The following is a 24461-nucleotide window of genomic DNA, read 5'->3' as shown; positions in this document are numbered from 1 at the left end:
CAGCGTGCTACAACAGGTCTACACCACCAGGTGGTGTAGACCAGAGACACCGCCGTCCCCCTCCTTTGTGCCCGGGCGGCGCCATGCCCTCCCCCAGCCTGCGGCCGGGGGTATTCCCAGGAGGAAGTTGTGACCACGGCCAGCGCCGCTCCCGCGGCCGGAAACAAGAAGGGCGCCGGTGTGATGGCTGTTCTGCAGCGCATCGGCCGCAGCCTGATGCTGCCGGTGGCAGTGCTGCCCGCCGCCGCTCTCCTGGTCCGCCTCGGCAACACCGACATGCTGGGGCGCGAGTCGTTCCCCGCCTTCGTCACGCGGATCGCGGGCTTCATGGCGGCCGGCGGCAACGCGATCCTGGACAACATGGCGCTGCTGTTCGCCGTGGGCATCGCGATCGGCTTCGCCAAGAAGTCGGACGGCTCGACGGCGCTGGCCGCCGTGGTCGGCTACCTCGTCTTCAAGAACGTGCTCGCCACGTTCACCGACAAGAACCTGCCCGAGGTGGCCACGGTCGTCGACGGCAAGGTCGTCATGGTCGAGGCGCCGGTGGACGCCAAGGTGCTCGGCGGCGTGGTGATGGGGCTCGTCGTCGCCCTGCTCTACCAGCGCTTCTACCGCACCAAGCTGCCCGACTGGGCGGGCTTCTTCGGCGGCCGCCGCCTGGTGCCGATCCTGTCCGCCTTCGCGGGCCTGGTCATCGGCATCGTCTTCGGCTACATCTGGCCGGTGCTCGGCACCGCCCTGCACAACCTCGGCGAGTGGCTGGTCGGTTCGGGCGCCGTGGGCGCCGGCATCTTCGGTGTCGCCAACCGCGCGCTGATCCCGGTCGGCATGCACCACCTGCTGAACTCCTTCCCGTGGCTGCAGGCCGGCGAGTACGAGGGCAAGAGCGGCGACATCGCCCGGTTCCTGGCGGGCGACCCGACCGCCGGCCAGTTCATGACCGGCTTCTTCCCGATCATGATGTTCGCGCTGCCGGCCGCCTGCCTGGCGATCGTGCACTGCGCCCGGCCCGAGCGCCGCAAGGTCGTCGGCGGCATGATGTTCTCCCTCGCGCTCACCTCGTTCGTCACGGGCGTCACCGAGCCGATCGAGTTCACCTTCATGTTCATCGCCCCGGTGCTGTACGCCGTCCACGCGGTGCTCACCGGCGTCTCGATGGCGCTGACCTGGGCGCTGGGCATGAAGGACGGCTTCGGCTTCTCGGCCGGCGCGATCGACTTCCTCCTCAACCTGGGCATCGCGACCAACCCGTGGGGCCTGGCCCTGGTGGGGCTGTGCTTCGCGGCGGTGTACTACGTCGTCTTCCGCTTCGCCATCACGAAGTTCGACCTGCCGACGCCGGGCCGCGAGTCCGACGAGGAACTCGCGGACCTGCAGAAGGCCGAGGCGAAGTAACAGCCGGCCGCGCGCGACGAAGGGCCCCGGAGCCGTGACGGCTCCGGGGCCCTTCGTCGCGTCCGCGCCGGACCTCGCGGGTCAGATCTCGTACGTCGCCCCCGGCGCCGCCAGCTCCACCGGACCGTCGTAGGCCGCGTGGGCGTCGGCGAGGTTGACGCGGGGGTCGGTCCACGGGGGGATGTGGGTGAGGACCAGGCGCCGGGCGCCGGCGCGGCTGGCCGTCTGGCCCGCCTCGCGGCCGTTGAGGTGCAGGTCGGGGATGTCCTCCTTGCCGTACGTGAAGGCGGCCTCGCACAGGAACAGGTCGGCGTCCCGGGCGAGGTCGTCGAGCGCCTCGCTGACGCCCGTGTCGCCGGAGTACGTCAGCGCCTTCCCGTCGTGCTCGATCCGGATGCCGTAGGCCTCCACGGGGTGGGCCACCCGCTCGGTGTGCACGGTGAACGGGCCGATCTCGAAGGTGGACGGCTTGACCGTGTGGAAGTCGAAGACCTCGCTCATGGACGAGGCGGTGGGGGTGTCGGCGTAGGCGGTGGTCAGCCGGTGTTCCGTGCCCTCGGGGCCGTAGACGGGGAGCGGGGCGCAGCGGCCGCCGTCGTGCCGGTAGTAGCGCGCCACGAAGTACGCGCACATGTCGATGCAGTGGTCGGCGTGCAGATGGCTGAGGAAGATCGCGTCGAGGTCGTAGAGACCGCAGTGGCGCTGCAGCTCGCCCAGGGCGCCGTTGCCCATGTCGAGGAGCAGCCGGAAGCCGTCGGCCTCGACGAGGTAGCTCGAACAGGCCGATTCCGCGGACGGGAACGACCCCGAGCAGCCGACGACGGTGAGCTTCATGGAGCAGAAACCTCCGCTGGCGGGAAAAGTCGGTGAGGGGCGTCGGGGGTCGTGCGGTCCGTCGAGCGTAAGGCGCGAAACCTCCGGTCGCTCCTCCGCCAGGGGCCGTTGTGGGCGAACTCACCTGCGCTGTCACCGGTTCGGCTGGATGTGGGGCGCACGAGGCCGATGAGGGGGCGCGCGGGGGTGGCGTACGCCGGTAACGTCGTCAGTATGGACACGTCCTGGTGGCTCGCGCTCGCCGCGGTGATCCTGCTCGCGCTGGTCGCCACGCTGGTGGACGGCTGGGGACGGCGGCCGGCGGGCCGCGGGCGGCCGCCGGGGCCGCGGGAGCGGACGGCGCGGCCGCAGCCGGCGGAGATCTGGTGGGCGAGCGTGCCGTTCGAGGACCGGGCGGCGTCCGGGGGCGCCCCGCGGAGCGTGCCCGGCGGGACGGCGCGGGACGACGGGCCGGCGAAGGTCCGGCCGTGCCTGGTGCTGGCCGTGCACGGCCGGCGGGCGACCGTCGTGAGGATCACCAGCAAGTACCGGGACGGGCGGTCCGGGGTGATCCCGCTGCCGCCGGGCTCGGTCGGGGACGCCCACGGCCGGGCCAGCTTCCTGGAGACGGACGAACTGCGGGACGTCTCCGTGTGGGACTTCCGGCGGCGGGTGGGCGTGGTGGACCCGGCCCTGTGGGACCAGGTCCGTCACCTCGCCACGTAGGGCGTCACGCCCAGAGCTGGCCCTGGAGGGTCTCGATGGCCTCCTCGGTCGTGGCGGCCGTGTAGACGCCCGTCGAGAGGTACTTCCAGCCGCCGTCGGCCACGATGAACACGATGTCCGCGCTCTCGCCGGCCTTCAGCGCCTTGCGGCCGACGCCGATCGCGGCGTGCAGGGCGGCGCCGGTGGAGACGCCCGCGAAGATGCCCTCCTGCTGGAGGAGTTCACGGGTGCGGGTGACCGCGTCGGCGGAGCCGACGGAGAAGCGGGTGGTGAGCACGGAGGCGTCGTACAGCTCCGGCACGAAGCCCTCGTCGAGGTTGCGCAGGCCGTACACCAGGTCGTCGTAGCGCGGCTCGGCGGCGACGATCCGCACGTCCGGCTTGTGCTCGCGCAGGTAGCGGCCGACGCCCATCAGGGTGCCGGTGGTGCCGAGTCCGGCCACGAAGTGGGTGATCGAGGGCAGGTCCGCCAGGATCTCCGGGCCCGTCGTCGCGTAGTGCGCGCCGGCGTTGTCGGGGTTGCCGTACTGATAGAGCATCACCCAGTCCGGGTGCTCGGCCGCCAGCTCCTTGGCGACCCGTACGGCGGTGTTGGAGCCGCCCGCGGCCGGGGAGGAGATGATCTCCGCGCCCCACATGCCGAGCAGGTCCCGGCGCTCCTGGGAGGTGTTCTCCGGCATCACGCACACCATGCGGTAGCCCTTGAGCTTGGCCGCCATGGCCAGCGAGATGCCGGTGTTGCCGGAGGTGGGCTCCAGGATGGTGCAGCCCGGGGTCAGCCGGCCGTCCTTCTCCGCCTGCTCGATCATGTGCAGGGCCGGGCGGTCCTTGACCGAGCCGGTCGGGTTGCGGTCCTCCAGCTTGGCCCAGATGCGGACGTCGGCGGACGGCGACAGCCGCGGCAGGCGCACCAGGGGGGTGTTGCCCACCGCGGCCAGCGGAGAGTCGTAGCGCATCGCGGATCAGCAGCCCGTCAGGCCATGCCGCCGGCCACGGCCGGCAGGATCGTGACGTTGTCCCCGTCGGAGACCTTGGTGTCGATGCCGTCGAGGAAGCGCACGTCCTCGTCGTTGAGGTAGACGTTGACGAAGCGGCGCAGCTGGCCGCCGTCCACGATGCGGGCCTGGATGCCCGCGTGCCGGGTCTCGAGGTCGGCGAAGAGCTCGGCAAGGGTGTTCCCGGTGCCCTCCACCGCCTTCTGGCCGTCGGTGTACTGGCGGAGGATGGTCGGGATGCGGACCTCGATGGCCATGGCTCAGGGCTCCTGTCGGAAGGTGTCTTAGGTTCGTAAGGCGCACGGCGGCCGCCGCGCGGCCTCGGCCGTGCGGCGACGGGGAAGTTCAACAGAGGGCGCTGTTCAGCCTGCACAGGTCGACGTGCAGCCGCGCCACGAGCAGCGTGCCCGGCGCCTTGTCGCTCACGTCGAGAAGAACCATGCGGTCATCGTATCGATTCCCGGTCCGCCCCCCGGAATGTGATCCCACATTTCGGACGGAATTCATCCACGGTACGAGATCGGGGGTGCGGGAGCGGGGTCGCGGGCCGGGGCGCGGGGCCGGGGGCGGGGTCAGTACGCCTCCACCACCTGGACCTTCTCCTCGGTGACCTCCCCGTCCACGATCCGGAACGAGCGGAACTGGAACTCCCCCAGCCCGTCGGTGTCGGCGGTGGAGACGAGGACGTAGTGCGCGCCCGGCTCGTTCGCGTAGGAGATGTCGGTGCGCGACGGGTAGGCCTCGGTCGCCGTGTGGGAGTGGTAGATGATCACCGGCTCCTCGTCGCGGTCGTCCATCTCGCGGTACAGCTTGAGCAGGTCCTGCGAGTCGAACTCGTAGAAGGTGGGCGAGCGGGCGGCGTTCAGCATCGGGACGAAGCGCTCGGGCCGGCCCGACCCCGCGGGGCCCGCCACCACGCCGCACGCCTCGTCGGGGTGGTCCTCGCGCGCGTGGGCGACGATCTGGTCGTACAGGGCCTGGGTGATGGTCAGCATGTCGGCCAGGATAAGCAGAAGGGCCTTCGCGTACCGAGGGGTGGTACGCGAAGGCCCGTATGCCGGACATCCTGAGCGGCGGGCGCCCCGGCGCGGTGCGCGGGCCCCGGGCGCCCGGACGCCCCCGGGGTCAGACGACCTTCTCCGGCTCCGGGTCGCGGCGCTCGGTGACCGCCGGGTTGCGGCTCTTGAGGACCGCCCAGCCGATGCCCAGCGCGACGGCCCAGCCGGCCATCACGTACAGGCAGACGCGGGAGTCGGCGTCGTAGGCGATCAGGCCGGTGACGAAGAGCAGGAACGCGATGGCGACGTAGGAGAACACCGCGCCGCCCGGCGCCGGGAAGGAGGAGGCGGGCAGCCGGCCCGCGACCACCGCGCGGCGGTACAGGACGTGGCTGATCAGGATCATCAGCCAGGTCCAGATGCCGGCGGCGGTGGCAACGGAGGTGACGTAGCCGAACGCCTTCTCCGGGACGATGTAGTTCAGGATCACGCCGATGCCCATGAACAGCACCGAGACGGTGATGCCGAAGGCGGGGGTCCTGGTCGCCGACAGCCGGGTGAAGGCGCGCGGGGCCTCGCCGTTGTCCGCGAGGGTGCGCAGCATGCGGCCGGTGGAGTACATGCCGGAGTTGCAGGACGACAGGGCCGCGGTCAGCACGACGAAGTTGACGATGCCCGCGCCGGCCGGGATGCCGATCACCGCGAAGGCCTTCACGAACGGGCTGACGCCGGCCGCGAACTCGGTCCACTTCACCACGCACAGGATGACGGTGAGGGCGCCGACGTAGAACAGCGCGATGCGCCACGGCAGGGTGTTGATCGCCTTCGGGAGGGTCTTCTCCGGGTTCTCCGACTCGCCGGCCGTGACGCCGACCAGCTCGACGGCGAGGTAGGCGAACATCACGCCCTGCAGGGTCATCAGGGACGAGCCGATGCCCTTGGGGAAGAAGCCGTCGAAGGCCCACAGGTTGGAGACGGCCGCGGTGTCGCCCGCCGCGCTGAAGCCGAAGGTGAGCACGCCCAGGCCGATGACGATCATGCCGATGAGGGCGGTGACCTTGACCATCGAGAACCAGAACTCGATCTCGCCGAACAGCTTCACCGAGATCAGGTTGGCCACGAACAGCACGACCAGGAACACCAGGGCCGTGACCCACTGCGGGATGGCCGGGAACCAGTAGTTGACGTAGATCGCGGCGGCGGTGAGTTCCGCCATGCCGGTGACGACCCACATCAGCCAGTACGTCCAGCCGGTGAAGTAGCCGAAGAACGGGCCGAGGAACTCGCGCGAGTACTCGGCGAAGGAGCCCGAGACCGGGCGGTAGAGCAGGAGCTCGCCGAGCGCCCGCATGATGAAGAAGATGATCAGGCCGGCCAGGGCGTACATGAGGATCAGGCTGGGACCGGCCTTGGCGATGTTCGCCCCGGCGCCCAGGAAGAGGCCGACGCCGATGGCGCCGCCGATCGCGATCATCTGCACCTGGCGGCTGCCGAGCCCGCGCTCGTACCCCTCCTCGGGGGCGTTCTCGTTGTCGACCCGCGCTGAGGTCATGTGTGGTGCGCCTTTCTCCATGCCGACCCGGGCCTCTCGTCGGCCTCGGATCGGGTCTCGATCCCCCCGGATTGCTGGAGCGTGCCTGGCCGGCGATCCGCCGACCACGTGGCGCACCCGACGAGACATGGGTGGTGTTCGCCGGGCGGTCGAGAAGATTTACCACGACCGCAACACTGATCACCGGTGCTCCGTGTGACGCACGACACGAAAAAGAGGGGGCAAAGGGGATGGGGCGCCGCAGATCAGACCGGTGCGGTAACGGGATCGTTATGCGGATTTGAGCGTTCCCTGAGCGGACGCCGAACTTCCGCGATCACGGCATGAGGGTGCCGACCAGCGTCTCCTGGAGTCCGCCCAGCCACAGGTAGGCCATCACCATCGGCTTGCGCGGGTCCTCGTCGGGGAGGCGGAAGAGGAGGTCGGTGTCCTCCTCGTCGGCGATCTCCAGCCGGGCGCCGATCGCCAGGCGCAGGTCGTTCAGCGCGCCCAGCCACTTCCTGGACTCCTCCGCCGACAGCTGGAGCACCGCCCCGCCCTCGCCCGCCGACGCCAGCTCGTCCAGGGAGCGGATCACCGCGAGGGCGTTGTCCCGCTTGCCCGCGCGCAGGTCGTTCTCGGTGTAGCGGCGGAACTCGGCGGAGTACGCCCGCCGTTCCTCCGCCTCCCGCGGCGAGGCGGGCGCCCGCCCGGGATCGCCGTAGGCGTCCGGGAACAGGCGTCTGAGCACCGGGTCGGCGGGCGGCTCGCTGGGGCCGTCGGCGAACAGCTCGGCGAGCGGGTCGCCCTGCGTGTCCTCGGCGGGGCCGGGGCCGATGAGCTCCAGGAGCTGCACGGCCAGCGACCGGATGATGGAGATCTCGACGGCGTCGAGGGCGACGGCCGCGCCGCCGCCGGGGAGCGGTTCGAATTGTCCTGGCATGAAGGAGGTCGCTACTTCCGGTCCTGCTGGAGGGTGGCCCACAGGCCGTAGCCGTGCATGGCCTGCACATCCCGTTCCATCTCCTCGCGGGTTCCGCTGGAGACGACCGCCCGGCCCTTGTGGTGGACGTCGAGCATGAGCTTGGTGGCCTTGTCCTTGGAATAGCCGAAGTACGTCTGGAAGACGTACGTCACATAGCTCATGAGGTTGACGGGGTCGTTGTGGACGATCGTCACCCAGGGGACATCGGGCTCCGGTACGGCGGATACCTCCTCCGCCGACTCGGTCTTCTCGATCTCGATGGGTGCGGCTGCCGTCACAAGGCCATGCTGCCATCACCGGGGGGTACTCGCACAAACGGACCCGGAAATCGTCAGACTGACGAAATAGGGGTACCATCCGTGGTCGTGCTGCACCTGCCGGGGGACGGTCCCCGGACCCCCGGCCGACACCGGGGTGCCCTGCGAGACATAGCGAGGAAGCGGAAGTGGGCGTTGCGGACCTTGGGCTGCCGGTGGACGTTCCCTCGACGGCGCTCTTCACGGACCAGTACGAGCTGACGATGCTGCAGGCCGCCCTGCGGGCGGGCACGGCGGAGCGGCGGAGCGTGTTCGAGGTCTTCACCCGGCGGCTGCCCGACGGGCGCCGCTACGGCGTCGTGGCGGGCACCGGCCGGGTGCTGGACGCGGTGGAGAACTTCCGCTTCGACGCGGGCGTCCTGGGCTTCCTGCGCGAGCGCGCCATCGTCGACGAGGAGACCCTCGCCTGGCTCGCCGACTACCGCTTCGGCGGCGACATCTGGGGCTACCCGGAGGGCGAGGTGTACTTCCCGGGCTCGCCGATCATGCGGGTCGAGGGGTCCTTCGCCGAGTGCGTGCTGCTGGAGACGGTGATCCTGTCCATCCTCAACCACGACTCGGCGATCGCGGCGGCCGCCTCCCGCATGTCCTCCGCCGCCGGCGACCGCCCGCTGATCGAGATGGGCGCCCGCCGCACCCACGAGCTGGCCGCGGTGGCCGCCTCCCGCGCCGCGTACGTCGGCGGCTTCTCCTCCACCTCCGACCTGGCCGCGGGCTTCCGCTACAACATCCCCACCGTCGGCACCTCCGCCCACGCCTTCACCCTGCTGCACGACAGCGAGCGGGACGCCTTCCGGGCCCAGGTGGACACCCTCGGCCGGGGCACGACGCTGCTGGTGGACACCTACGACGTCGCCGAGGCGGTCCGTACGGCCGTGGAGGTCGCCGGGCCGGAGCTGGGCGCGGTGCGCATCGACTCCGGCGACCTGCTGCTGGTCGCGCACCGGGTGCGGCAGCAGCTGGACGAGCTGGGCGCCCGGGACACGAAGATCATCGTGACCTCGGACCTGGACGAGTACGCGATCGCCTCGCTGGCGGCGGCGCCCGTGGACGCGTACGGCGTCGGCACCCAGCTGGTGACCGGCTCCGGCCATCCGACCAGCTCGATGGTGTACAAGCTGGTCGCCCGCGCCGAGTCCGCCGACCCCGGCGCGCCGCTGGTGCCGGTGGCCAAGAAGTCCACCGGCGGCAAGGCCTCCGTCGGCGGCCGCAAGTGGGCCGCGCGCCGCCTGGACGCCGACGGCGTCGCCGAGGCCGAGGTGATCGGCACCGGACCGGTGCCGGCCGCGCTGGCGGACCGGCAGCTGCTGGTCGAACTGGTCAAGGGCGGCGAGGTCGTCGCACGGGAGTCCCTGGAGGTCGCACGGGCGCGGCACGCCGCCGCCCGCGCGAATCTGCCGCTGTCCGCCACCCAGCTCTCGCGCGGGGAACCCGTCCTTCCGACGGAGTACGTCCAGGGCCGCCCGGGTAGCTAGAGCGGGTGCCCGCACACGCCCCGCAGCGCCCCTGCCGCACCGTCCCCGAACTCCATGGGCCCGGAGGTTCACCGGCCGGGCCCGTACGCTCCCCCGGGCTTCGGGGGAGCCCCCATCCCCGACCCACAGCCGAAGGACACCGACCATGCGCCGCGCCTTGATCGTCGTAGACGTGCAGAACGACTTCTGCGAGGGGGGCAGCCTCGCGGTGGCCGGAGGCGCCGACGTGGCCGCCGCCGTCACCGAGCTGATCGGGCAGGCCCCCGCCGGCTACCGGCACGTCGTGGCCACCCGCGACCACCACATCGCCCCCGGCGGCCACTTCGCCGACAACCCCGACTACGTCCACTCCTGGCCCGCGCACTGCGTCGCCGGCACGGAGGGGGTGGGCTTCCACCCGAACTTCGCCCCCGCCGTCGCCTCCGGCGCGATCGACGCCGTGTTCGACAAGGGCGCGTACGCGGCGGCGTACAGCGGCTTCGAGGGGACCGACGAGAACGGGGTGCCGCTGGCCGACTGGCTGCGGGCCCGGGAGATCGACGAGGTGGACGTCGTGGGCATCGCCACCGACCACTGCGTGCGGGCCACCGCGCTGGACGCGGTGCGCGCCGGCTTCCGCACCCAGGTCCTGCTCGACCTGACCGCCGGGGTGGCCCGGGAGACCACCGAGCGGGCCCTGGAGGAGATGCGCGCGGCGGGGGTCGAGCTGTCCGGGAAGCCCGTCGTCTCCTGAGCCGCGGGAGGGCGCCTCACGCCCGGGCGGCCGGGGGGCGCAGCAGCGCCCGGATGGGGCGCCACAGCTCCTGGACGAGGTCCGCGCCGCCGTCGGGAGCCGTGCGCCATATCAGGCCGTCCGGATGGTGCAGGACCGCCGTGATCTCGTCCGGGGTCGGCGGGGCGGTGTTGCCCCGCAGGTAGACCGCGCGCATCCCCAGGTTGCGCAGCCGGGTCAGGGCGCGCGCCCGGTTCCGGGCGTGGACGAGGACCCGGACCCGCCCGGCGGGGGCGCCCCCGCCGGGGTCGTCGGCCGCGGGGCTGGGCAGGTTCAGCGCCACCACCACGCTGCCGCTGGGCAGCTTGCAGAAACCTCCTGCGGCCATGTGGTCATACCCCCGTGTCAGCCGGTGTCAATAAGAGAACCACAGGACGCACCTAAACACGATCGGCGGCAACCCGCCAGAGGGGTTGCCGCCGATCATCGCCTGACCTGCGAAAACGTCGATTACTTCACTGCGGGTCCGACCTGGAGCGAGATCGTGGAGCCGTCCTTGGCCTCCTTGACGATCTTGATCCGGGTGTTGGTGTCAGTGATCTTGACGCCGGCGGTGGGGTTCGTCTCGTCGTAGTACGTCCCGGTGTGGTCGTCGAAGACCGACACGCCCTTCGAGGACGGGATCCGGGTGGCGACCCCCTGGTTGTGCAGGGTGATGCCGTCCGTGCGGTAGAGGCTGAACGGCGAGTCGTAGGACTGGACGCGGTTGCGCATCAGCGTGCCGTCGGACCACTTCAGCGCGGCCGGGTGCGAGTCCACCGGCAGCAGCAGGCCGGCGCCCGGGTGCTCGCTGGTGTTGTTGTCCTGCTGGGAGGTGTCCCACTTCCAGATCAGCAGGCCGTTCTGGTACGGGTAGTGCTCCACCCAGTTCGGACGGGTGTTGCCGAAGCCGAAGTTGTACGGGCCGACCGCGAGGGTCTTGTCGTACGACACGTACTGGCGGTTTTCGGCGATGTAGAACTGCGCGTACTCGTCCGTGATGGACGCGCCGACGCGGGAGAAGCCCTTCGCGGTCCAGGCCGCGTCCGCGCTCTCCGCGCCGTCCGTGAACAGGGCGGTGCCGTCGGCGGTCACGGCGATCGAGTCGGCCGCGAAGCCCTTGGGGGCGACCCCGCCGTCCGTCTGGTAGCGGAAGCGCAGGTCGATCTTCTTCCCCGCGTAGGCGTCCAGCGGGTACGACAGCTTCCGGTACGTCCCCGAGGAGCCGGTCAGCGCGGGCTTGCCGCTGCCGTCGCGCGGGAGGGCCGCGCCGTCCGCCGTGCCGTCCACCGGCGTCCAGGTGGCGCCGCCGTCGGTGGAGACCTCGGTGTAGAGGTAGTCGTAGTCGGCCTCGATGTCGTACCAGCCGTCGAGGGTCAGCGTGGCCGAGGACCTGCCGGTGAGGTCCACCGGACGGGTCAGCGTGTGCGAGAGGTTGTCGCCGCTGCCGCTCCACCACTGGGTCGCGCCCTGCGCGGGCGCCACGAGCTCGGTGGTGACCTTCTTCTCCGGCAGCTCGACCACCAGGGCCTGCTCGTCCTTGGTGTTGTACTCGGCGACGCCCAGCTTGTGCGTCGACTTCGTCGCGGCCTTGGCGGTGTCGTAGTCGAGCCAGCCGAGCTGCAGCTTGTCCCACGCGGTCATGTCGCCGGGCAGGTCGCCGATGGAGTCCTCGCCGGTGCCGAGCCAGGAGCCGGAGGACATCAGGGTCCAGAAGCCGGTGGAGTTCTCGCCGCCGTTGGTGTCGTAGTGGTCCGGCAGGCCGAGGTCGTGGCCGTACTCGTGGGCGAAGACGCCGAGTCCGCCGTTCTCCGGCTGGATGGTGTAGTCGCCGACCCAGATGCCGCTGGAGCCGATCTGCGTGCCGCCCAGCCGGTTGCTCTCCGGGCCGGTGGCGCCGGCGTCGGTGCCGAAGGCGTACCAGCGGTGGGCCCAGATCGCGTCCTCGCCCTGGGCGCCGCCGCCCGCGGACTCGTCCTCGCCGGCGTGCACGATCTGGAAGTGGTCGATGTAGCCGTCGGCCTCGTTGAAGTCGCCGTCGCCGTCGAAGTCGTAGCGGTCCCACTGGTCGTACTCGGCCAGCTGCGCCTTGATCTGCGCGTCGGTCCTCCCGGCCGCCTTCTGCTGGGCGTACCAGGCGTTCACCCCGTCGGAGACCGCGTACCAGGCGCAGTTGTCGGGGACGCACTTGTTGGAGCCGTACCGGGCCTCGTTGTAGGGGACCTTGACCCAGTCGGAGACCTCGCCCTCGATGGAGTAGCGGCCCGAGGACTGCTTCTCGTAGTACTTCTTCATCGACTCGACACCCTTGCCGGTGCCGAAGTAGAGGTCCTCGTAGTGCTGCCGGTCGTAATCGGCCTGCCAGGCGGTGGAGTTGTCCTCGGCGCGGTCCGGGCGGGCGATCTGGTTGTGCAGCGGGCCGGGGGTGCCGCCGTAGCGGCTGTCCGTCCGGTCGCCGAACTCGACCAGGATGGTGAAGATCTTGTCGGTCTTCTCCCGGCCGAGTTCGACGTACTTGCTCCGGCCCTTGGAGCTCTTCAGCTGGACGACCTTCGAGCCGTCCCGGTCCTTCACCGCGGCGTCGCCCGATATGACCTGCTTCAGGGCTTCCTCGCGCTGGGCCTCCTGCGTCTTGCTCAGCGGGCCTTCCAGGTCGTGGTCGGCGTGGTGGCGCGCCGCCGGGTCGTGCCGTTCCACGGACGCCGCGGGAGCGCCCTCGGCGGCCTGGGCCGCCGTCAGGGCCGACAGGGTCGCCGCGGCCGTGGCGAGCGTGACGCCTATCGCGGCGGCTCTGAACGTCCAGGGTCTGCTGGTCACTTGAGTTCCTCCCCCGCGTCCGGGCGCACGGAAAGGGGGGTCCTGGGGATGGAGGGCCCGCGCGCCTGATCAACGCGTGTAGTCAAGTGACGACATTTGACTAGAGGTTCACGGGAAAAGACAGATCTTGACTTGGACAGTTCAAGTGCACTATGCGGAGTTCACGTTCGCTTTGCGGACACCTGTGGTCCGCGGCTCGACAGGCACGTCCGAACGTCCGCTTTCCGGAGGAAATGACTCCATGTGCCCCCGTGCACCGCCCCTGTCGGCCGGGGCACGCTCACCGTCCGTTCCCTCCGGGCGCGCGGGCGGCTGGAGCCGACCGACGAAACGCCCGGAAGCCGGCGGAAAGCCAGGCCGGCACCCCCCGTGGACCCCCGCCTGCCGAGGACATGACGGCCATGCCCCGTCCGGCCGTCGCACAGCTCGCCCACGGTCCGTGCACCGTGATCCTCCCGGCCCTCGTCATGCTGCCGCTGTCCGGGGCGAGTTCGGGTCCGGGGATCGCGGTCGTCGCCGTGGTGGCACTCGTCCTCGGGCCGCCGGCCGCCCTGACGGCCCGGCTGCCGAGGCCGCGTACGGCCTCACCGGGTGCTGACCACCACCGTCTTGGCCGCCTTGTCGTGCAGGCCCTGCTTGTAGGGCCGGTCGAAGTAGCTCCAGCCGCCCGCGATGATCGTCCACACGCAGGCGCAGCAGAACGCGAACGGCAGCCACAGCACCGCGGCGCGCGTCAGCGCGGTCTGCACGGAGGGCGTGGCGCCGCTGTCGAGGTCGGCCACGCGCAGGCCCAGCCACTTCTTGCCGAGGGTCTGCCCCGTCCTGCTGATCAGGACGGTGTCGTAGGCGATGTAGAGCACGGCGGCGATGACCGACTGGGTGAAGGACCGGCCGGTGTCGATCCGGTCGCCGTCGAAGCCGTACTCGTTGACCCGCAGGCCCCAGCCGAGCAGCCAGACGACGACGCCGACGAGGATCATGTCGATGATCCGGGCCAGCGTGCGCCTGCCGCTGTCGGCGAGCGGGGGCATCCCGGCGAGCGGGTCGCCGGGCTGGGAGCCGCCGCCGTAGGGGTCGCCGCCGTAGGGGCCGCCCGAGGAGGGCGGGGGCCGGTCGCCGCCGTACGGGGTGTCGTACGGCGAGCCCGCGCCGGGCGTCGGGGGCGGCTGCTTCCTGAACGGGTCGTCTTCCGGCGGCTGCCGGCCGGAGCCGGGGGGCGGTTCACTGCTCATGGCCCGAGTCGACCGCGAACCCCCCGGTGCCGCATCCGGCGGACGGCCGTCCGGAGTAGCGCGCCCGGCGGCCGGCGCGGCGGGCGCGGTCAGCCGGCCACGAACGTGTGCGCGGCCTTGTCGTGCCAGCACTGGCGCCAGGGCTTGTCGAACAGGCACCAGAGGACGCCGACGACCCCCACGACGAGGAGGCCGGGGACGCTGTAGACCAGCCAGCGGCGCAGGGCCGCGCCGAAGGACGGGGGCTCGTGCGCCTCGATGTCCCGGACCTCCAGGCCCAGCAGCTTCTTGCCGGGGGTGCGGCCCCACTTGGCGGTGGGCAGCACCTCGTAGACGACGCCGAAGAGCAGCAGGACGGCGAGGACGATGCCGAGGCAGGTGGCCGTGGTGCCGTCGAGCAGCCAGACCGTGACGGTCTCGCCGGAGAGCCTGGCGGCGTCGATCTTCGCGTCGATGTGGTCGATCGCCTTGCCGCCGAGCGGTACGGCGGCCGCGGAGGTGACGGCCGCGAGGACGACGGTGTCCAGCAGCCGGGCGGCCAGCCGCTTGCCGAGCCCGGCGGGCCGGGCCGCCGCCTGCCGCCGGGCGGCCGCCTGGAAGGGGTCCTCGACGGGCGGCTTCCAGGGCGCGACGGACGGCTCGTCCGCGGCCCCGGCCAGCCGGTGCACCTGCTGCGCCCAGGAGGACTGGCCCCCGCCGGGGCCGGTGGTCACCGGGGTGGGGACGGGGGACGAGGCGGCGGGGACGGCGGGCTGGGGAGCGGCGACGGGCTGAGGGACGACGGCGGGCTGAGGAGCGACGGCAGGCTGGGGAGCGGCGGCAGGCTGGGGGGCGGCGGGAGCGCTCAGCTGCTGGGGGCCGGAGGGAGGCGCCGGGGCGGTGGCACCGGCCTGCGCGGCGGCGCGGGCGGCGGGCGTGCCGGGGGCGGGGGCGGCGGGCGTGCCGGGGGCCGGAGCGCCGGGACCGCCCGCGGCGGGGGCCCCGGGAGCCCCGTCCACCCGGCCCTGCCGCCCCGCGCGCGGCGGCACCGCGCGGAAGGTCATGGTGCCGTCGTCGGCGACGGCGCCGTCTTCGAAGCCGTCGGCTCCGGGCGCCTTCGGGCCCGCCGCTCCCCCGGGTTCGGCGGTGGGCCGGCGCAGGACGAACGTGTTGCCCGAGCCGCGGTCCTGGCCGGCGGGCGGGGCCGTCGCGGCGCCGTCGGGGCGGGCGGAGCGGCCGTCCGGCCGGGCGGGGACGTCGGCGGCCCCGGCGCCGGCCGGCGCGGGACGGGCGTCGGCCGGCGGCGTCGCGTGCGGCAGCCTCGGGTCGGCTCCCGGGGACCCGCCCCAGGAGACGCGGCGGTCCTGGTCGCCTCCGAAGCCGGACTGCCGGGAGCGGTCGGCGCCCCAGGCGGACGCCGTCCCGGGCCGGTCGCCGGGCCGGGACCCGGACGGAGCGGACTCCTCGGCCGGGTCCTCGTCGAAGAAGTGCGGGCCGGTCTCCTCGACCGGGGCGGCAGGCCGCGCCGGGCGCACGCCGGGCGGCGGGGCGAGCGGCTCGCCGTCCTTGGGCGCCGGACGGCTGGTGCCCGGCACCCACGCGGCGCCGTTCCAGTACCGGACGTATCCAGGGATGGACGGGTCCGGGTAATACCCTTCGCGGGGCCTGTCGTCACCGGGGGCCGGGGTGGGGGCGCTCATGTCCGTCGTCCGGTATCTGCTCGGGGGTCGTACGGGGGCCTCCACATCTATCAGACGGGCGCCGCCCGCACCGCCGGTCCCGCCGGACCCACTCCTTTCCGGGCAACCTCGGGCACGCGCTTCACACCTGCGGCTCACACCTGCGGCGGCATGCGCCGCCCCCGCGGCCGGGCGTCAGAACAGCTTGCCCGGGTTGAGGATGCCGAGCGGGTCGAACGCCCGTTTGACCGCCTGCTGCATCTCGACGCCCACCGGGCCCAGCTCGCGCGCCAGCCACTCCTTCTTCAGCACGCCCACGCCGTGCTCGCCGGTGATCGTGCCGCCGAGTTCCAGGCCGAGGGCCATGATCTCGTCGAAGGACGCGCGGGCGCGCCGGGACTCGTCGGGGTCCTGCGCGTCGAAGCAGACTGTGGGGTGGGTGTTGCCGTCCCCGGCGTGCGCGCACACCCCGATGGTGAGCCGGTGCCGCTCGGCGATCCGGGCGACCCCGTCGAGCAGGTCGCCGAGCCGGGAGCGGGGCACGCACACGTCGTCGATCATCGTCGTGCCCTTGACGGCCTCCAGCGCGGTGAGCGACATCCGCCGCGCCTGGAGGAGGAGCGCGGACTCGGCGGCGTCGTCGGCCCGGACGACCTGGGTGGCGCCGGCCGCCTCGCACAGCGCGCCGACGGCGGCGAGGTCGGCGGCCGGGTCGGGGGTGTCGAAGGCGACGAGCAGCAGGGCCTCGGTGGTCTCCGGCAGGCCCATGCGGGCGAGGTCGTTGACCGCCCGGAGCGTCGTGCGGTCCATCAGTTCGAGCAGGGACGGGACGTGGCCGCCCGCCCGCCGCCCGCCGCCGTCCCCGCGCGCGGACGCCGCGCGCCCCTGCGTCCCCATGATCCGGCAGACGGCGTCGCAGGCGGCGGAGGCGGAGGGGAACTCCGCCGCCAGCACGAGCTGCTCGGGCGGTTTCGGCTTCAGCGCCAGGACGGCCCGGACGACGATGCCGAGGGAGCCCTCGGAGCCGACGAAGAGCCGGGTGAGGTCGTAGCCGGCGACGCCCTTGGCGGTGCGCCGGCCGGTCCGGAGCAGCCGTCCGTCGGCCAGCACCACGTCCAGGCCGAGGACGTACTCGGCGGTGACCCCGTACTTGACGCAGCACAGGCCGCCGGAGGCGGTGCCGATGTTGCCGCCGATGGTGCACATCTCCCAGCTGGAGGGGTCCGGGGGGTAGGCCAGGCCGTGTTCGCCGGCCGCGCGGGACAGGGCGGCGTTGACGACGCCGGGTTCGACGACGGCGATGCGGTCGACCGGGTCGATCTCGAGGATCCGGTCCATCTTCGTCAGGGACAGCACGATGCAGCCGTCGGTGGCGTTGGCCGCGCCGGACAGGCCGGTGCGGGCGCCCTGCGGGACGACCGGGACGCGCAGTGCGGTGGCGGTGCGCATGACGTGCTGGACCTGCTCGACGGTGCGGGGCAGGACCACCACGGCCGGGGCGCCGGCCGGGCAGAAGCTCGCCATGTCGCGGGCGTAGGAGGCCGTGACGTCGGGGTCGGTGAGGACCGCCTCGGCGGGCAGACCGCCGAGCAGTCGGTCGACGAGGGTGTCGGTCGCTTCGTCGCGCGGCGCTTCGATACGGCTCACGATCACAGGGTCGCACCGGGGGCCATCGGTGTGAACCCCGCCGGCGGCGCCCTTGGTCTGCCCGGGTGCGGTCGGCGCGCCGGCGCACAGTGAGCGCCATGGAGATGCACGAGCAGGAGGAGGCGCGCACGGGGGCGGCCGCCCCGCGCCCCGCCCGGCGGGTGCTGGCCGCCTCGGTGGCCGGGGTCGCCGGCGCCGCCGTACTGGGCGGGGCGCTGGTGCTGCTGCCCGGGGCGCGCACGGCGCCGCCGCCCGCGCCGGGGCCGGTGGCGCAGGCGCGCGACGCGGTCGCCTCGGGGGTGCCGGCCGCGCTGCCCGACCTGGCGCTGCTGATCACGGACCGGGAGGCGCGGCTACGGACCCGCCCGCGGGACGCGCGGTCGTGGGCGGTGCTGGGGGCGGCCTATGTGGAGCAGGGGCGGCGGACGGCCGAGGCCGCGTACTACCCGAAGGCCGAGCGGGCGCTGCGCACGTCGCTGGAACTGCGGGCGCGGCGCAACGCGCCGGCGCTGGACGGCCTGGCGGCGCTGGCGCTCGCCCGCCGGGACTTCCCCGCGGCCCGGCGGTGGGGCGAGGCCGCGCGGAAGCGGGCGCCGAAGCGGTGGACGACGCGGGCGCTGCTGGTCGAGGCGTACACCGGGCTGGGTGACCACCGGGCCGCGCGCCGGACGCTGGCGGAGCTGATGAAGCTGCACTCGGGCCCGGCGGTGCTGGCGCGGGCCGCGGCCGTGTACCGGGACCGGGGCTGGCGCGAGGACGCGGCGGCCCGGCTCGCCGACGCGGCGGCCTCAGCCGGCGCTCCGGCGGAGCGGGCGGCGTACCTGGAGCGGGCCGGGCAGCTGGCCTGGGAGCGCGGCGACCGGGAGGCGGCGCTGCGGCATTTCCAGGAGGCGGTGCGCACCGACCCCGATCTGCGGGCGGCGCAGGCCGGGCAGGGCAGGGCGCTGGCGGCCCTGGGGCGGACGACGGAGGCGCTGGCCGCCTACCGGATGGCGCTGGCCCGGCAGCCGTGCCCGGAGTACGCGCTGGAGCTGGGCGAGCTGTACGAGTCGCTGGGTCTGGCGCAGGCGGCCCGGGTGCAGTACGACCTGCTGCGGGAGCGGGTGCGGCAGGCCGCCGCGGGCGGCGTCGACGGGGAGCTGGTGCTCGGCCGGTTCGAGGCGGACCACGCCGATCCGCGGGCCGCGGTGCGGCGGTTGCGGACGGAGTGGCGGCGGCAGCCGGGGACCGCGGTGGCCGACGCCCTGGGGTGGGCGCTGCACCGGGCCGGGCGGGACGAGGAGGCGCTGCGCTTCGCCCGGATCGCGACGGACCGGGTGCACGGGGGCGAGGTGCGCAGCGCGCTGTACTCCTACCACCGGGGCGTGATCGAGCGGGCGCTGGAGCGGTACGGGCCCGCCCGGCGGCAGCTTCAGGAGGCGCTGCGGATCAACCCGTACTTCTCGCCGGTGCACGCGCCGGCGGCGCGGGCGGCGCTGGCGGCGCTCGGCGAGCCGCAGGTGCGGGACGTGCCGGACTTCACGGCGCCGCGGTGCCGGTCGGGGCGGTGCGGGTGACCGCGGCGGGCGGGTGCGGCGGGGCGGGCCGCGGGCGGGGGCGCGCACGGTGGTGCCCGGCGGGAGGCGGTCGCGCACCGGGCTCCGCGGGCCTCGCGGCCGGCGGGGAAGGGCCCGGCGCCGTCGGTGGTGCCGACGGCGCCGGGGCCCTGGGCGCCGCATGTGTCGCCGGCCCCGGCCGGGCGGCCGGGCCATGGGCGGCTAGAGGTTCCCGCGCCTGGCCTGTTCCCGCTCGATCGCCTCGAACAGCGCCTTGAAGTTGCCCTTGCCGAAGCCCATCGAGCCGTGGCGCTCGATGAGTTCGAAGAAGACGGTCGGGCGGTCCTGGACCGGCTTGGTGAAGATCTGCAGCAGGTAGCCGTCCTCATCGCGGTCGGCGAGGATCTTCAGCTCGCGCAGGGTCTCCACGGGGACGCGGGTGTCGCCGACCCACTCGCCGAGGGTGTCGTAGTAGGAGTCGGGCGTGTCGAGGAACTCGACGCCGGCCGCGCGCATCGTGCGGACCGTCTGCACGATGTCGTTGGTGTTCAGCGCGATGTGCTGGACGCCGGCGCCGCCGTAGAACTCCAGGTACTCGTCGATCTGGGACTTCTTCCGCGCGATCGCGGGCTCGTTGATCGGGAACTTGACCTTCAGGGTGCCGTCGGCCACGACCTTCGACATCAGCGCGCTGTACTCGGTGGCGATGTCGTCGCCCACGAACTCCTTCATGTTCGTGAAGCCCATGACCTTGTGGTAGAAGCCGACCCACTCGTTCATCCGGCCGAGTTCGACGTTGCCGACGCAGTGGTCGATGGCCTGGAAGGTGCGGTGGGCGGGCGGTTCGACGAGGGGGCGGGCGGCGACGTAGCCGGGCAGGTACGGGCCGTCGTAGCCGGTGCGGTCGACCAGGGTGTGGCGGGTCTCGCCGTAGGTGGCGATCGCGGCGAGGACCACCGTGCCGTGCTCGTCCTTCAGCTCGTACGGCTCGGCCACCGAGCGGGCGCCGTGCTCGATGGCGTAGGCGTGGGCGGCGCGCGCGTCCGGCACCTCGATGGCGAGGTCGACGACGCCGTCGCCGTGCTCGGCCACGTGCCGGGCGAGGAAACGGCCCCAGTCGGTGACGGGCTTGATCACCGAGGTGAACACGAACCGGGCCGAGCCGTTCTCCAGGACGTAGGCGGCGGTCTCGCGGCTGCCGTTCTCCGGTCCGGAGTAGGCGACCAGCTTCATGCCGAAGGCGGTGGAGTAGTAGTGCGCCGCCTGTTTGGCGTTGCCCACGGCGAACACGACCGCGTCCATTCCCTTGACCGGGAAGGGATCGGCCTGCCGGGCGGTTTCGGGAGTGTGGTGTGTGGTCTGCGTCATAGCCGCAGGGTCTCCCCGATCGGCAAGGTGCGCAATAGTTTGCCTTTTTGCTGGGCAATTCGACCAGTTCCACGTCCGTTTCTGCGAGCGTTCTGTACAGGATGACCAGCCGGGAGGGCTGCCGTGGCGATCGATCGTCTGGACGGGCGGATCATCGTGCTGCTGGCGCGGGAGCCGCGCATCGGGGTGCTGGAGATGTCCCGGCGGCTGGGCGTCGCCCGGGGCACCGTCCAGGCGCGGCTGGACCGGCTTCAGTCGAACGGAGTCATCCGCGGCTTCGGGCCCGAGGTGGACCCGGCGGCGCTCGGCTACCCGGTGACCGCGTTCGCGACGCTGCAGATCCGGCAGGGCCAAGGGGCCGACGTACGGGCGCACTTGGCGACCGTGCCGGAGGTGCTGGAGCTGCACACCACCACCGGCACCGGGGACATGCTGTGCCGCCTGGTGGCCCGCTCGAACGCCGATCTCCAGCGGGTGATCGACCGGGTTGTCGGTTTTGATGGCATCGTCCGGGCCTCCACGGCGATCGTCATGGAGAACCCCGTTCCGCTGCGGATCATCCCGCTGGTGGAGCAGGCGGCGCTGCGGGAGCCGCCGCAGGAGGCACGGGACCGGATCACGTAGCCGACCTGGGGGTGAGCGGGTGAGCTTCTGGGAGTACCTCGGCAGCCGCCACCAGCAGGTGCTCGCCGACGCCTGCCGGCACGCGAGCACCGTCTTCCCGTGCGTGGTCGCGGCGGCCGTGCTCGGTGTGCTGATCGGGGTCGTCGCCCGGCGCAGCGAGCGGGCCGGCGATCTGGTCACCACGGCGGCCTCGGCGGTCCTGGCCGTCCCCCCGCTCGCCGTGATCGGGCTGCTCGTCCCGGTCGTGGGCCTGGGCGTGCCGCCGACGGCGGCCGCGCTGACGCTGTGCGGGCTGCCGCCGGTCGCGCGCAACGCGGTCGCCGGGCTGCGCGGGGCCGGCCCGGCTCCGGGGGACGCGGCCCGGGGCGCCGGGATGTCGCGCACCGCCCGGCTGGTGCGGGTGGAGCTGCCGGCGGCCTGGCCGTCGATCCTGGCCGGGGTGCGGGTCTCGGCGCGGACGCTGACGGGCGTCGCGGCGGTCGCGGCGTACGTCTCCGGTCCCGGCCTGGGCCACGAGATCTTCCGCGGTCTGGCGTCGCCGGACGGCGCCGAGGCGCTCCACCAGGTGCTGGCGGGCACGCTCGGGATCGTCGTCCTGGCGCTGCTGTTCGACGCCGCCTGCGTCCTGCTCGGCCGGCTGACCGCTCCCGGGGGCGGCCGTGCCTGAGACGTCCGTCGCGGGGGCGGCCGCCGGGCGGAAGGCCCGCCCGGACCGGCCGGGGGAAAGAGGCCGTACGGGGGGCTGTCCGGGGGAGCGGGAGGCGTGACCGCCCCCGAGCCGACGGGCGAGGCCCCGGAGAGGGCCGGGGACCGGGGGCTGCCCGGGGCCCCGCCGCCCCCGCGCCCCCCGGCCCGCCCCGTCACCTGGCAGAAGCTGACGTTCCTGCCCGCCGTGCTGGTGGGCGTGCTGCTCGTGACCTGGCTGTGGTTCCGCCGGGCCGACCTGGATCCGGTCTCCCGGAGCGTCCTCGCCGGCGGCCAGGTCTCCGGGGCCCTGTGGCGGCACGTCGGGCTGACCGTGGTCTCCACCCTCCTCGTCCTGGCCGTCGCGGTCCCGCTGGGGGTGCTGCTCACCCGCGGGGCGTTCCGCGGGGCGGCCCCGGCGGTGGCGGCGCCGGGCGGCACCGGCCGGGTGGTCCCGGCGATCGGCCTGCTCGCGCTGGTGGCGGTCTGGCTGGGCGGCGGCCGCCGGGCGGCCCTGATCGGCATCGTCGCCTACGCCGTGCCGCCGGTGCTGTCGCACGTCGTCGCGGGTCTGAACGCCGGCGACCCGGCGGCGGCGGAGGCGGCGCGCCGCCTCGGCATGTCGTCGTGGGACGTGCTGGTCCGGGTGGAGCTGCCGCCGGCGGTCCCGCTGATCCTGGCGGGCGTGCGTACGGCGCTCGTGCTGAACGTCGGCACGGCGACCCTGGCGGCCTTCGCCGGGGGCGGCGGCCTGGGGGTGCTGATCGCCACCGGCGTCGCCGGCCGGCGGATGCCGGTGCTGGTGCTCGGCTCCGTCCTCACCGTCGTCCTCGCCCTGCTGGTCGACTGGCTCGCCTCGCTGGCCGAGCTGCTGCTGCGGCCGCGGGATCCGGAGGCGGACGGGTGAGGCGACGCGGGCGCCCGCGGCCGGCCGGACCGCCGGGGGCGGCGGTGGCGGCGGTCTCCTAACAGCTCGGCACCGGGCCCTTGCCCGTCTCCAGGGCCACCAGCGAGCCGACCGCGTCCTTCAGGGTGGTGACCGGGATCAGCCGCAGGCCCTTCGGCAGCTCCGCCTCGGCGTCCGAGCACTCCGCCTTCGGCACCAGGAAGACGGTCGCCCCGTCCCGCCGGGCGGCCTGTGTCTTGAGGGCCACGCCGCCGACGGCACCGACCGTGCCGTCGGCGCTGATCGTGCCCGTACCGGCGATGGTGCGGCCGCCCGTGAGGTCGCCGCCGGCGCCGTCGCCGTTCAGCTTGTCGACGATCCCGAGGGAGAACAGCAGCCCGGCGCTGGGTCCGCCGACGTCGGCGAGCTCGAGCGTGACCCGCACGTCCGCGGGGTCGAGGCCGAGGTGGTCCAGCGCGGCCCGGGTCGCCGCCTCCTGGGACTCCTCCATCTGCTCGACGTTGTGCCGCTCGATCTCCTCGACGTCGTCGCCGCTCGGGTAGACCGCGTCGCGGGGCATGACCGCCCGGTCGGTGCGGAACCAGCCGTCGAGCACGTCGCCGAGCGAGATGGGGGTGTCCGGGCCGGTCGCCACGATGGTCGTCATCCGCAGCTGTCCGCTGGTGTCCCGGGCCCGCGCGCCGGAGATCGTGATCACCGGGGTGCCCCGGTTCTCGCCGAGGACGTTCACCGTCGTCCCGGGCTGCGCCACGGAGAACGGCAGCGGCGCGAAGGCCGCGGTGGCGAGCAGGGCCACGGCGGGCGCGGCACAGACGGCGACGGACCGGCGACGTGTGAGGCGAGAGAGCACGGGATCAATCTAGCGCGGCGACGCATTCCGGCCGGGGCCGGTCGGCACCCCGGCGCCCCGTCCGGCGCGCCGCCCCGCCACCCCGGCGCCCGTCCGGCGGCCCGGCACCCGCCGTCCGACGGCCCCGTACGGCCGCCCGGCACACCGTCCGGCGGCCCGGCGCCCGTCACCGCAGCGCCTCGGCGACCTCCCGCGCCGCCTCCACGACCCGCGGGCCCACCCGCTCCGGCACCACGTCGGACAGCATCACGACCCCGACGCTGCCCTCGACCCCCGTCACGCCCAGCAGCGGCGCCGCCGCCCCGCACGCGCCCGCCTCCAGTTCCCCGTGGGTCAGCGTGTACCCCGGGTCCGCCGTCGGCTGCCGCCGGGCGGCGAGGATCGCCCGGCCCGCGGCGCCCCGGTCGAGCGGGTGCCGGAACCCGGTGCGGTAGGCCACGTGGTAGTCCGTCCAGGTCGGCTCGACCACGGCCACGGCCAGCGCCTCGGCGCCGTCCACCAGCGTCAGGTGGGCCGTCGCCCCGATGTCCTCGGCCAGCGACCTGAGCGCCGGCAGCGCCGCTTCCCGCACCAGCGGATGCACCTGGCGGCCCAGGCGCAGCACGCCGAGCCCGACCCGGGCGCGGCCGCCCAGGTCACGGCGTACCAGCGCGTGCTGCTCCAGCGTGGCGAGCAAGCGGTACACGACGGTCCGGTTGACGCCCAGCCGGTGGGACAGCTCGGTCACGGTCAGCCCGTGGTCGGTGTCGGCCAGCAGCTTGAGGACGCGCAGTCCCCTGTCGAGCGTCTGGGAGGTCTCCGCGGTCACGACGCCCACTCCTTAGTGGTGAGGTCGGCGGCCCCCTCGCGGCGGATGCGTCACCGAGTCCCGTCGGTGACGCGCTTCAGAGGCCGCCGATCGGCCGGCGGCCCGGTCCGTCCGGTCCCGGGCCCAGTCGCTTCACGGCTGCGCTCCGCGGCGGCGCTGCCACGGGGCGTGTGCGTAGCGTGACAGTAGCGATCCGGTTCGCTCAGCGGAAGGCTCCGTCCAGAATCCGGGCAGTGGCCGGACGGAACTACCTGTGTTTGTCCGTATACGTACGGCCACACAGGGAAGCGCGACGAAGGGCGCGCGCCCCGCTTCGGGACACGCGCCCTTCCGCACGCCCGTCAGG

The 24461-nt window shown here is 73.4% G+C and carries 24 protein-coding genes; 8 read left to right on the top strand and 16 right to left on the bottom strand.

Features of this window, described 5'->3' with window-relative positions; genetic code table 11:
- Window positions 1-129: 129 nt before the first annotated feature.
- Complete coding sequence (locus ABD363_RS00350; RefSeq protein ID WP_344599279.1) at window positions 130-1395, top strand: PTS transporter subunit EIIC; 1266 nt, start codon at window positions 130-132, stop codon at window positions 1393-1395.
- An 81-nt stretch (window positions 1396-1476) separates the two neighbouring features.
- Here ABD363_RS00350 and ABD363_RS00345 read toward each other — a convergent pair whose 3' ends face one another.
- The gene (locus ABD363_RS00345; protein ID WP_344599278.1) at window positions 1477-2229 is read right to left on the bottom strand and encodes an MBL fold metallo-hydrolase; all 753 of its coding nucleotides are present in this window, start codon (window positions 2227-2229) and stop codon (window positions 1477-1479) included.
- Between the two features lie 213 nt (window positions 2230-2442).
- On the opposite strand from ABD363_RS00345, the gene ABD363_RS00340 reads away from it, so the two are divergent.
- Window positions 2443-2934 carry a type II toxin-antitoxin system PemK/MazF family toxin gene (locus tag ABD363_RS00340; protein WP_344599277.1) on the top strand — a complete coding sequence of 164 codons (492 nt, stop codon included), beginning with the start codon at window positions 2443-2445 and terminating at the stop codon, window positions 2932-2934.
- 4 nt (window positions 2935-2938) lie between these two features.
- Here the strand turns inward: ABD363_RS00340 and ABD363_RS00335 are convergent, their stop codons facing one another.
- The 7 genes from ABD363_RS00335 to clpS all read right to left on the bottom strand — a co-directional run bounded on the left by ABD363_RS00335 (window position 2939) and on the right by clpS (window position 7720).
- The gene (locus ABD363_RS00335) at window positions 2939-3889 is read right to left on the bottom strand and encodes a PLP-dependent cysteine synthase family protein (protein WP_344599276.1); all 951 of its coding nucleotides are present in this window, start codon (window positions 3887-3889) and stop codon (window positions 2939-2941) included.
- Between the two features lie 17 nt (window positions 3890-3906).
- The gene (locus tag ABD363_RS00330; protein WP_344599275.1) at window positions 3907-4185 is read right to left on the bottom strand and encodes a MoaD/ThiS family protein; all 279 of its coding nucleotides are present in this window, start codon (window positions 4183-4185) and stop codon (window positions 3907-3909) included.
- An 88-nt stretch (window positions 4186-4273) separates the two neighbouring features.
- On the bottom strand, window positions 4274-4369 hold the full coding sequence (locus ABD363_RS00325; protein ID WP_344599274.1) for a putative leader peptide: 96 nt from the start codon (window positions 4367-4369) through the stop codon (window positions 4274-4276).
- Window positions 4370-4500: 131 nt separating this feature from the next.
- Window positions 4501-4923 carry a M67 family metallopeptidase gene (locus tag ABD363_RS00320; protein WP_344599273.1) on the bottom strand — a complete coding sequence of 141 codons (423 nt, stop codon included), beginning with the start codon at window positions 4921-4923 and terminating at the stop codon, window positions 4501-4503.
- Window positions 4924-5053: 130 nt separating this feature from the next.
- Window positions 5054-6478 carry an amino acid permease gene (locus ABD363_RS00315; RefSeq protein WP_344599272.1) on the bottom strand — a complete coding sequence of 475 codons (1425 nt, stop codon included), beginning with the start codon at window positions 6476-6478 and terminating at the stop codon, window positions 5054-5056.
- A 316-nt stretch (window positions 6479-6794) separates the two neighbouring features.
- Complete coding sequence (locus ABD363_RS00310; RefSeq protein WP_344599271.1) at window positions 6795-7400, bottom strand: DUF2017 domain-containing protein; 606 nt, start codon at window positions 7398-7400, stop codon at window positions 6795-6797.
- An 11-nt stretch (window positions 7401-7411) separates the two neighbouring features.
- The gene (clpS, locus tag ABD363_RS00305) at window positions 7412-7720 is read right to left on the bottom strand and encodes an ATP-dependent Clp protease adapter ClpS (RefSeq protein ID WP_344599270.1); all 309 of its coding nucleotides are present in this window, start codon (window positions 7718-7720) and stop codon (window positions 7412-7414) included.
- A 167-nt stretch (window positions 7721-7887) separates the two neighbouring features.
- On the opposite strand from clpS, the gene ABD363_RS00300 reads away from it, so the two are divergent.
- Window positions 7888-9234 (top strand): nicotinate phosphoribosyltransferase, encoded by a 1347-nt coding sequence (locus ABD363_RS00300; protein WP_344599269.1) that lies wholly within the window; start codon window positions 7888-7890, stop codon window positions 9232-9234.
- Between the two features lie 145 nt (window positions 9235-9379).
- Window positions 9380-9967, top strand: a complete 588-nt coding sequence (locus ABD363_RS00295; RefSeq protein ID WP_344599268.1) for an isochorismatase family protein — start codon at window positions 9380-9382, stop codon at window positions 9965-9967.
- A gap of 16 nt (window positions 9968-9983) precedes the next feature.
- Here the strand turns inward: ABD363_RS00295 and ABD363_RS00290 are convergent, their stop codons facing one another.
- The 5 genes from ABD363_RS00290 to ABD363_RS00270 form a co-directional block, all read right to left on the bottom strand.
- Window positions 9984-10334, bottom strand: coding sequence for a hypothetical protein (locus tag ABD363_RS00290; protein ID WP_344599267.1), 351 nt, complete (start codon window positions 10332-10334; stop codon window positions 9984-9986).
- A 122-nt stretch (window positions 10335-10456) separates the two neighbouring features.
- Window positions 10457-12802, bottom strand: coding sequence for an immune inhibitor A domain-containing protein (locus ABD363_RS00285; protein ID WP_344599266.1), 2346 nt, complete (start codon window positions 12800-12802; stop codon window positions 10457-10459).
- A gap of 584 nt (window positions 12803-13386) precedes the next feature.
- Window positions 13387-14034 carry an RDD family protein gene (locus ABD363_RS00280; protein ID WP_344599265.1) on the bottom strand — a complete coding sequence of 216 codons (648 nt, stop codon included), beginning with the start codon at window positions 14032-14034 and terminating at the stop codon, window positions 13387-13389.
- An 89-nt stretch (window positions 14035-14123) separates the two neighbouring features.
- Entirely contained in the window at window positions 14124-15713 is a 1590-nt protein-coding gene (locus ABD363_RS00275) for an RDD family protein (protein ID WP_344599264.1), read from the bottom strand.
- 174 nt (window positions 15714-15887) lie between these two features.
- On the bottom strand, window positions 15888-17345 hold the full coding sequence (locus ABD363_RS00270) for an FAD-binding oxidoreductase (RefSeq protein ID WP_344599263.1): 1458 nt from the start codon (window positions 17343-17345) through the stop codon (window positions 15888-15890).
- Between the two features lie 92 nt (window positions 17346-17437).
- On the opposite strand from ABD363_RS00270, the gene ABD363_RS00265 reads away from it, so the two are divergent.
- A complete protein-coding gene (locus ABD363_RS00265; protein WP_344599262.1) occupies window positions 17438-18895 on the top strand; it encodes a tetratricopeptide repeat protein in 1458 nt (485 codons plus the stop codon).
- Between the two features lie 201 nt (window positions 18896-19096).
- Here ABD363_RS00265 and hppD read toward each other — a convergent pair whose 3' ends face one another.
- Complete coding sequence (gene hppD, locus ABD363_RS00260; protein ID WP_344599261.1) at window positions 19097-20242, bottom strand: 4-hydroxyphenylpyruvate dioxygenase; 1146 nt, start codon at window positions 20240-20242, stop codon at window positions 19097-19099.
- A 123-nt stretch (window positions 20243-20365) separates the two neighbouring features.
- Between hppD and ABD363_RS00255 the strand changes: the two genes are divergently transcribed.
- From ABD363_RS00255 to ABD363_RS00245, 3 genes are all read left to right on the top strand, one after another.
- Entirely contained in the window at window positions 20366-20866 is a 501-nt protein-coding gene (locus ABD363_RS00255) for an Lrp/AsnC family transcriptional regulator (RefSeq protein ID WP_344599260.1), read from the top strand.
- Between the two features lie 19 nt (window positions 20867-20885).
- The gene (locus ABD363_RS00250) at window positions 20886-21533 is read left to right on the top strand and encodes an ABC transporter permease (protein ID WP_344599259.1); all 648 of its coding nucleotides are present in this window, start codon (window positions 20886-20888) and stop codon (window positions 21531-21533) included.
- A 96-nt stretch (window positions 21534-21629) separates the two neighbouring features.
- Window positions 21630-22457 (top strand): ABC transporter permease, encoded by an 828-nt coding sequence (locus tag ABD363_RS00245; protein ID WP_425577912.1) that lies wholly within the window; start codon window positions 21630-21632, stop codon window positions 22455-22457.
- Between the two features lie 58 nt (window positions 22458-22515).
- On the opposite strand, the gene ABD363_RS00240 is transcribed toward ABD363_RS00245, so the two are convergent.
- Window positions 22516-23307, bottom strand: coding sequence for a S16 family serine protease (locus ABD363_RS00240; RefSeq protein WP_344599258.1), 792 nt, complete (start codon window positions 23305-23307; stop codon window positions 22516-22518).
- Window positions 23308-23473: 166 nt separating this feature from the next.
- On the bottom strand, window positions 23474-24115 hold the full coding sequence (locus ABD363_RS00235) for an IclR family transcriptional regulator (RefSeq protein ID WP_344599257.1): 642 nt from the start codon (window positions 24113-24115) through the stop codon (window positions 23474-23476).
- Between the last annotated feature and the right edge of the window lie 346 nt (window positions 24116-24461).

Source organism: Streptomyces glaucus (genome assembly GCF_039533365.1).
In the GTDB taxonomy this organism is placed as follows: domain Bacteria; phylum Actinomycetota; class Actinomycetes; order Streptomycetales; family Streptomycetaceae; genus Streptomyces; species Streptomyces glaucus.
Note: the sequence above shows the minus strand (reverse complement) of the source record. Positions and strands in the feature narration are given on the sequence as shown.

Coding starts and splice junctions, on each gene's coding strand:
- ABD363_RS00345 (WP_344599278.1), bottom strand. CDS start 2,229: ATGAAGCTCACCGTCGTCGGCTGCTCGGGGTCGTTCCCGTCCGCGGAA.
- ABD363_RS00340 (WP_344599277.1), top strand. CDS start 2,443: ATGGACACGTCCTGGTGGCTCGCGCTCGCCGCGGTGATCCTGCTCGCG.
- ABD363_RS00335 (WP_344599276.1), bottom strand. CDS start 3,889: ATGCGCTACGACTCTCCGCTGGCCGCGGTGGGCAACACCCCCCTGGTG.
- ABD363_RS00330 (WP_344599275.1), bottom strand. CDS start 4,185: ATGGCCATCGAGGTCCGCATCCCGACCATCCTCCGCCAGTACACCGAC.
- ABD363_RS00325 (WP_344599274.1), bottom strand. CDS start 4,369: ATGGTTCTTCTCGACGTGAGCGACAAGGCGCCGGGCACGCTGCTCGTG.
- ABD363_RS00320 (WP_344599273.1), bottom strand. CDS start 4,923: ATGCTGACCATCACCCAGGCCCTGTACGACCAGATCGTCGCCCACGCG.
- ABD363_RS00315 (WP_344599272.1), bottom strand. CDS start 6,478: ATGACCTCAGCGCGGGTCGACAACGAGAACGCCCCCGAGGAGGGGTAC.
- ABD363_RS00310 (WP_344599271.1), bottom strand. CDS start 7,400: ATGCCAGGACAATTCGAACCGCTCCCCGGCGGCGGCGCGGCCGTCGCC.
- ABD363_RS00295 (WP_344599268.1), top strand. CDS start 9,380: ATGCGCCGCGCCTTGATCGTCGTAGACGTGCAGAACGACTTCTGCGAG.
- ABD363_RS00290 (WP_344599267.1), bottom strand. CDS start 10,334: ATGGCCGCAGGAGGTTTCTGCAAGCTGCCCAGCGGCAGCGTGGTGGTG.
- ABD363_RS00280 (WP_344599265.1), bottom strand. CDS start 14,034: ATGAGCAGTGAACCGCCCCCCGGCTCCGGCCGGCAGCCGCCGGAAGAC.
- ABD363_RS00275 (WP_344599264.1), bottom strand. CDS start 15,713: ATGAGCGCCCCCACCCCGGCCCCCGGTGACGACAGGCCCCGCGAAGGG.
- ABD363_RS00265 (WP_344599262.1), top strand. CDS start 17,438: ATGGAGATGCACGAGCAGGAGGAGGCGCGCACGGGGGCGGCCGCCCCG.
- hppD (WP_344599261.1), bottom strand. CDS start 20,242: ATGACGCAGACCACACACCACACTCCCGAAACCGCCCGGCAGGCCGAT.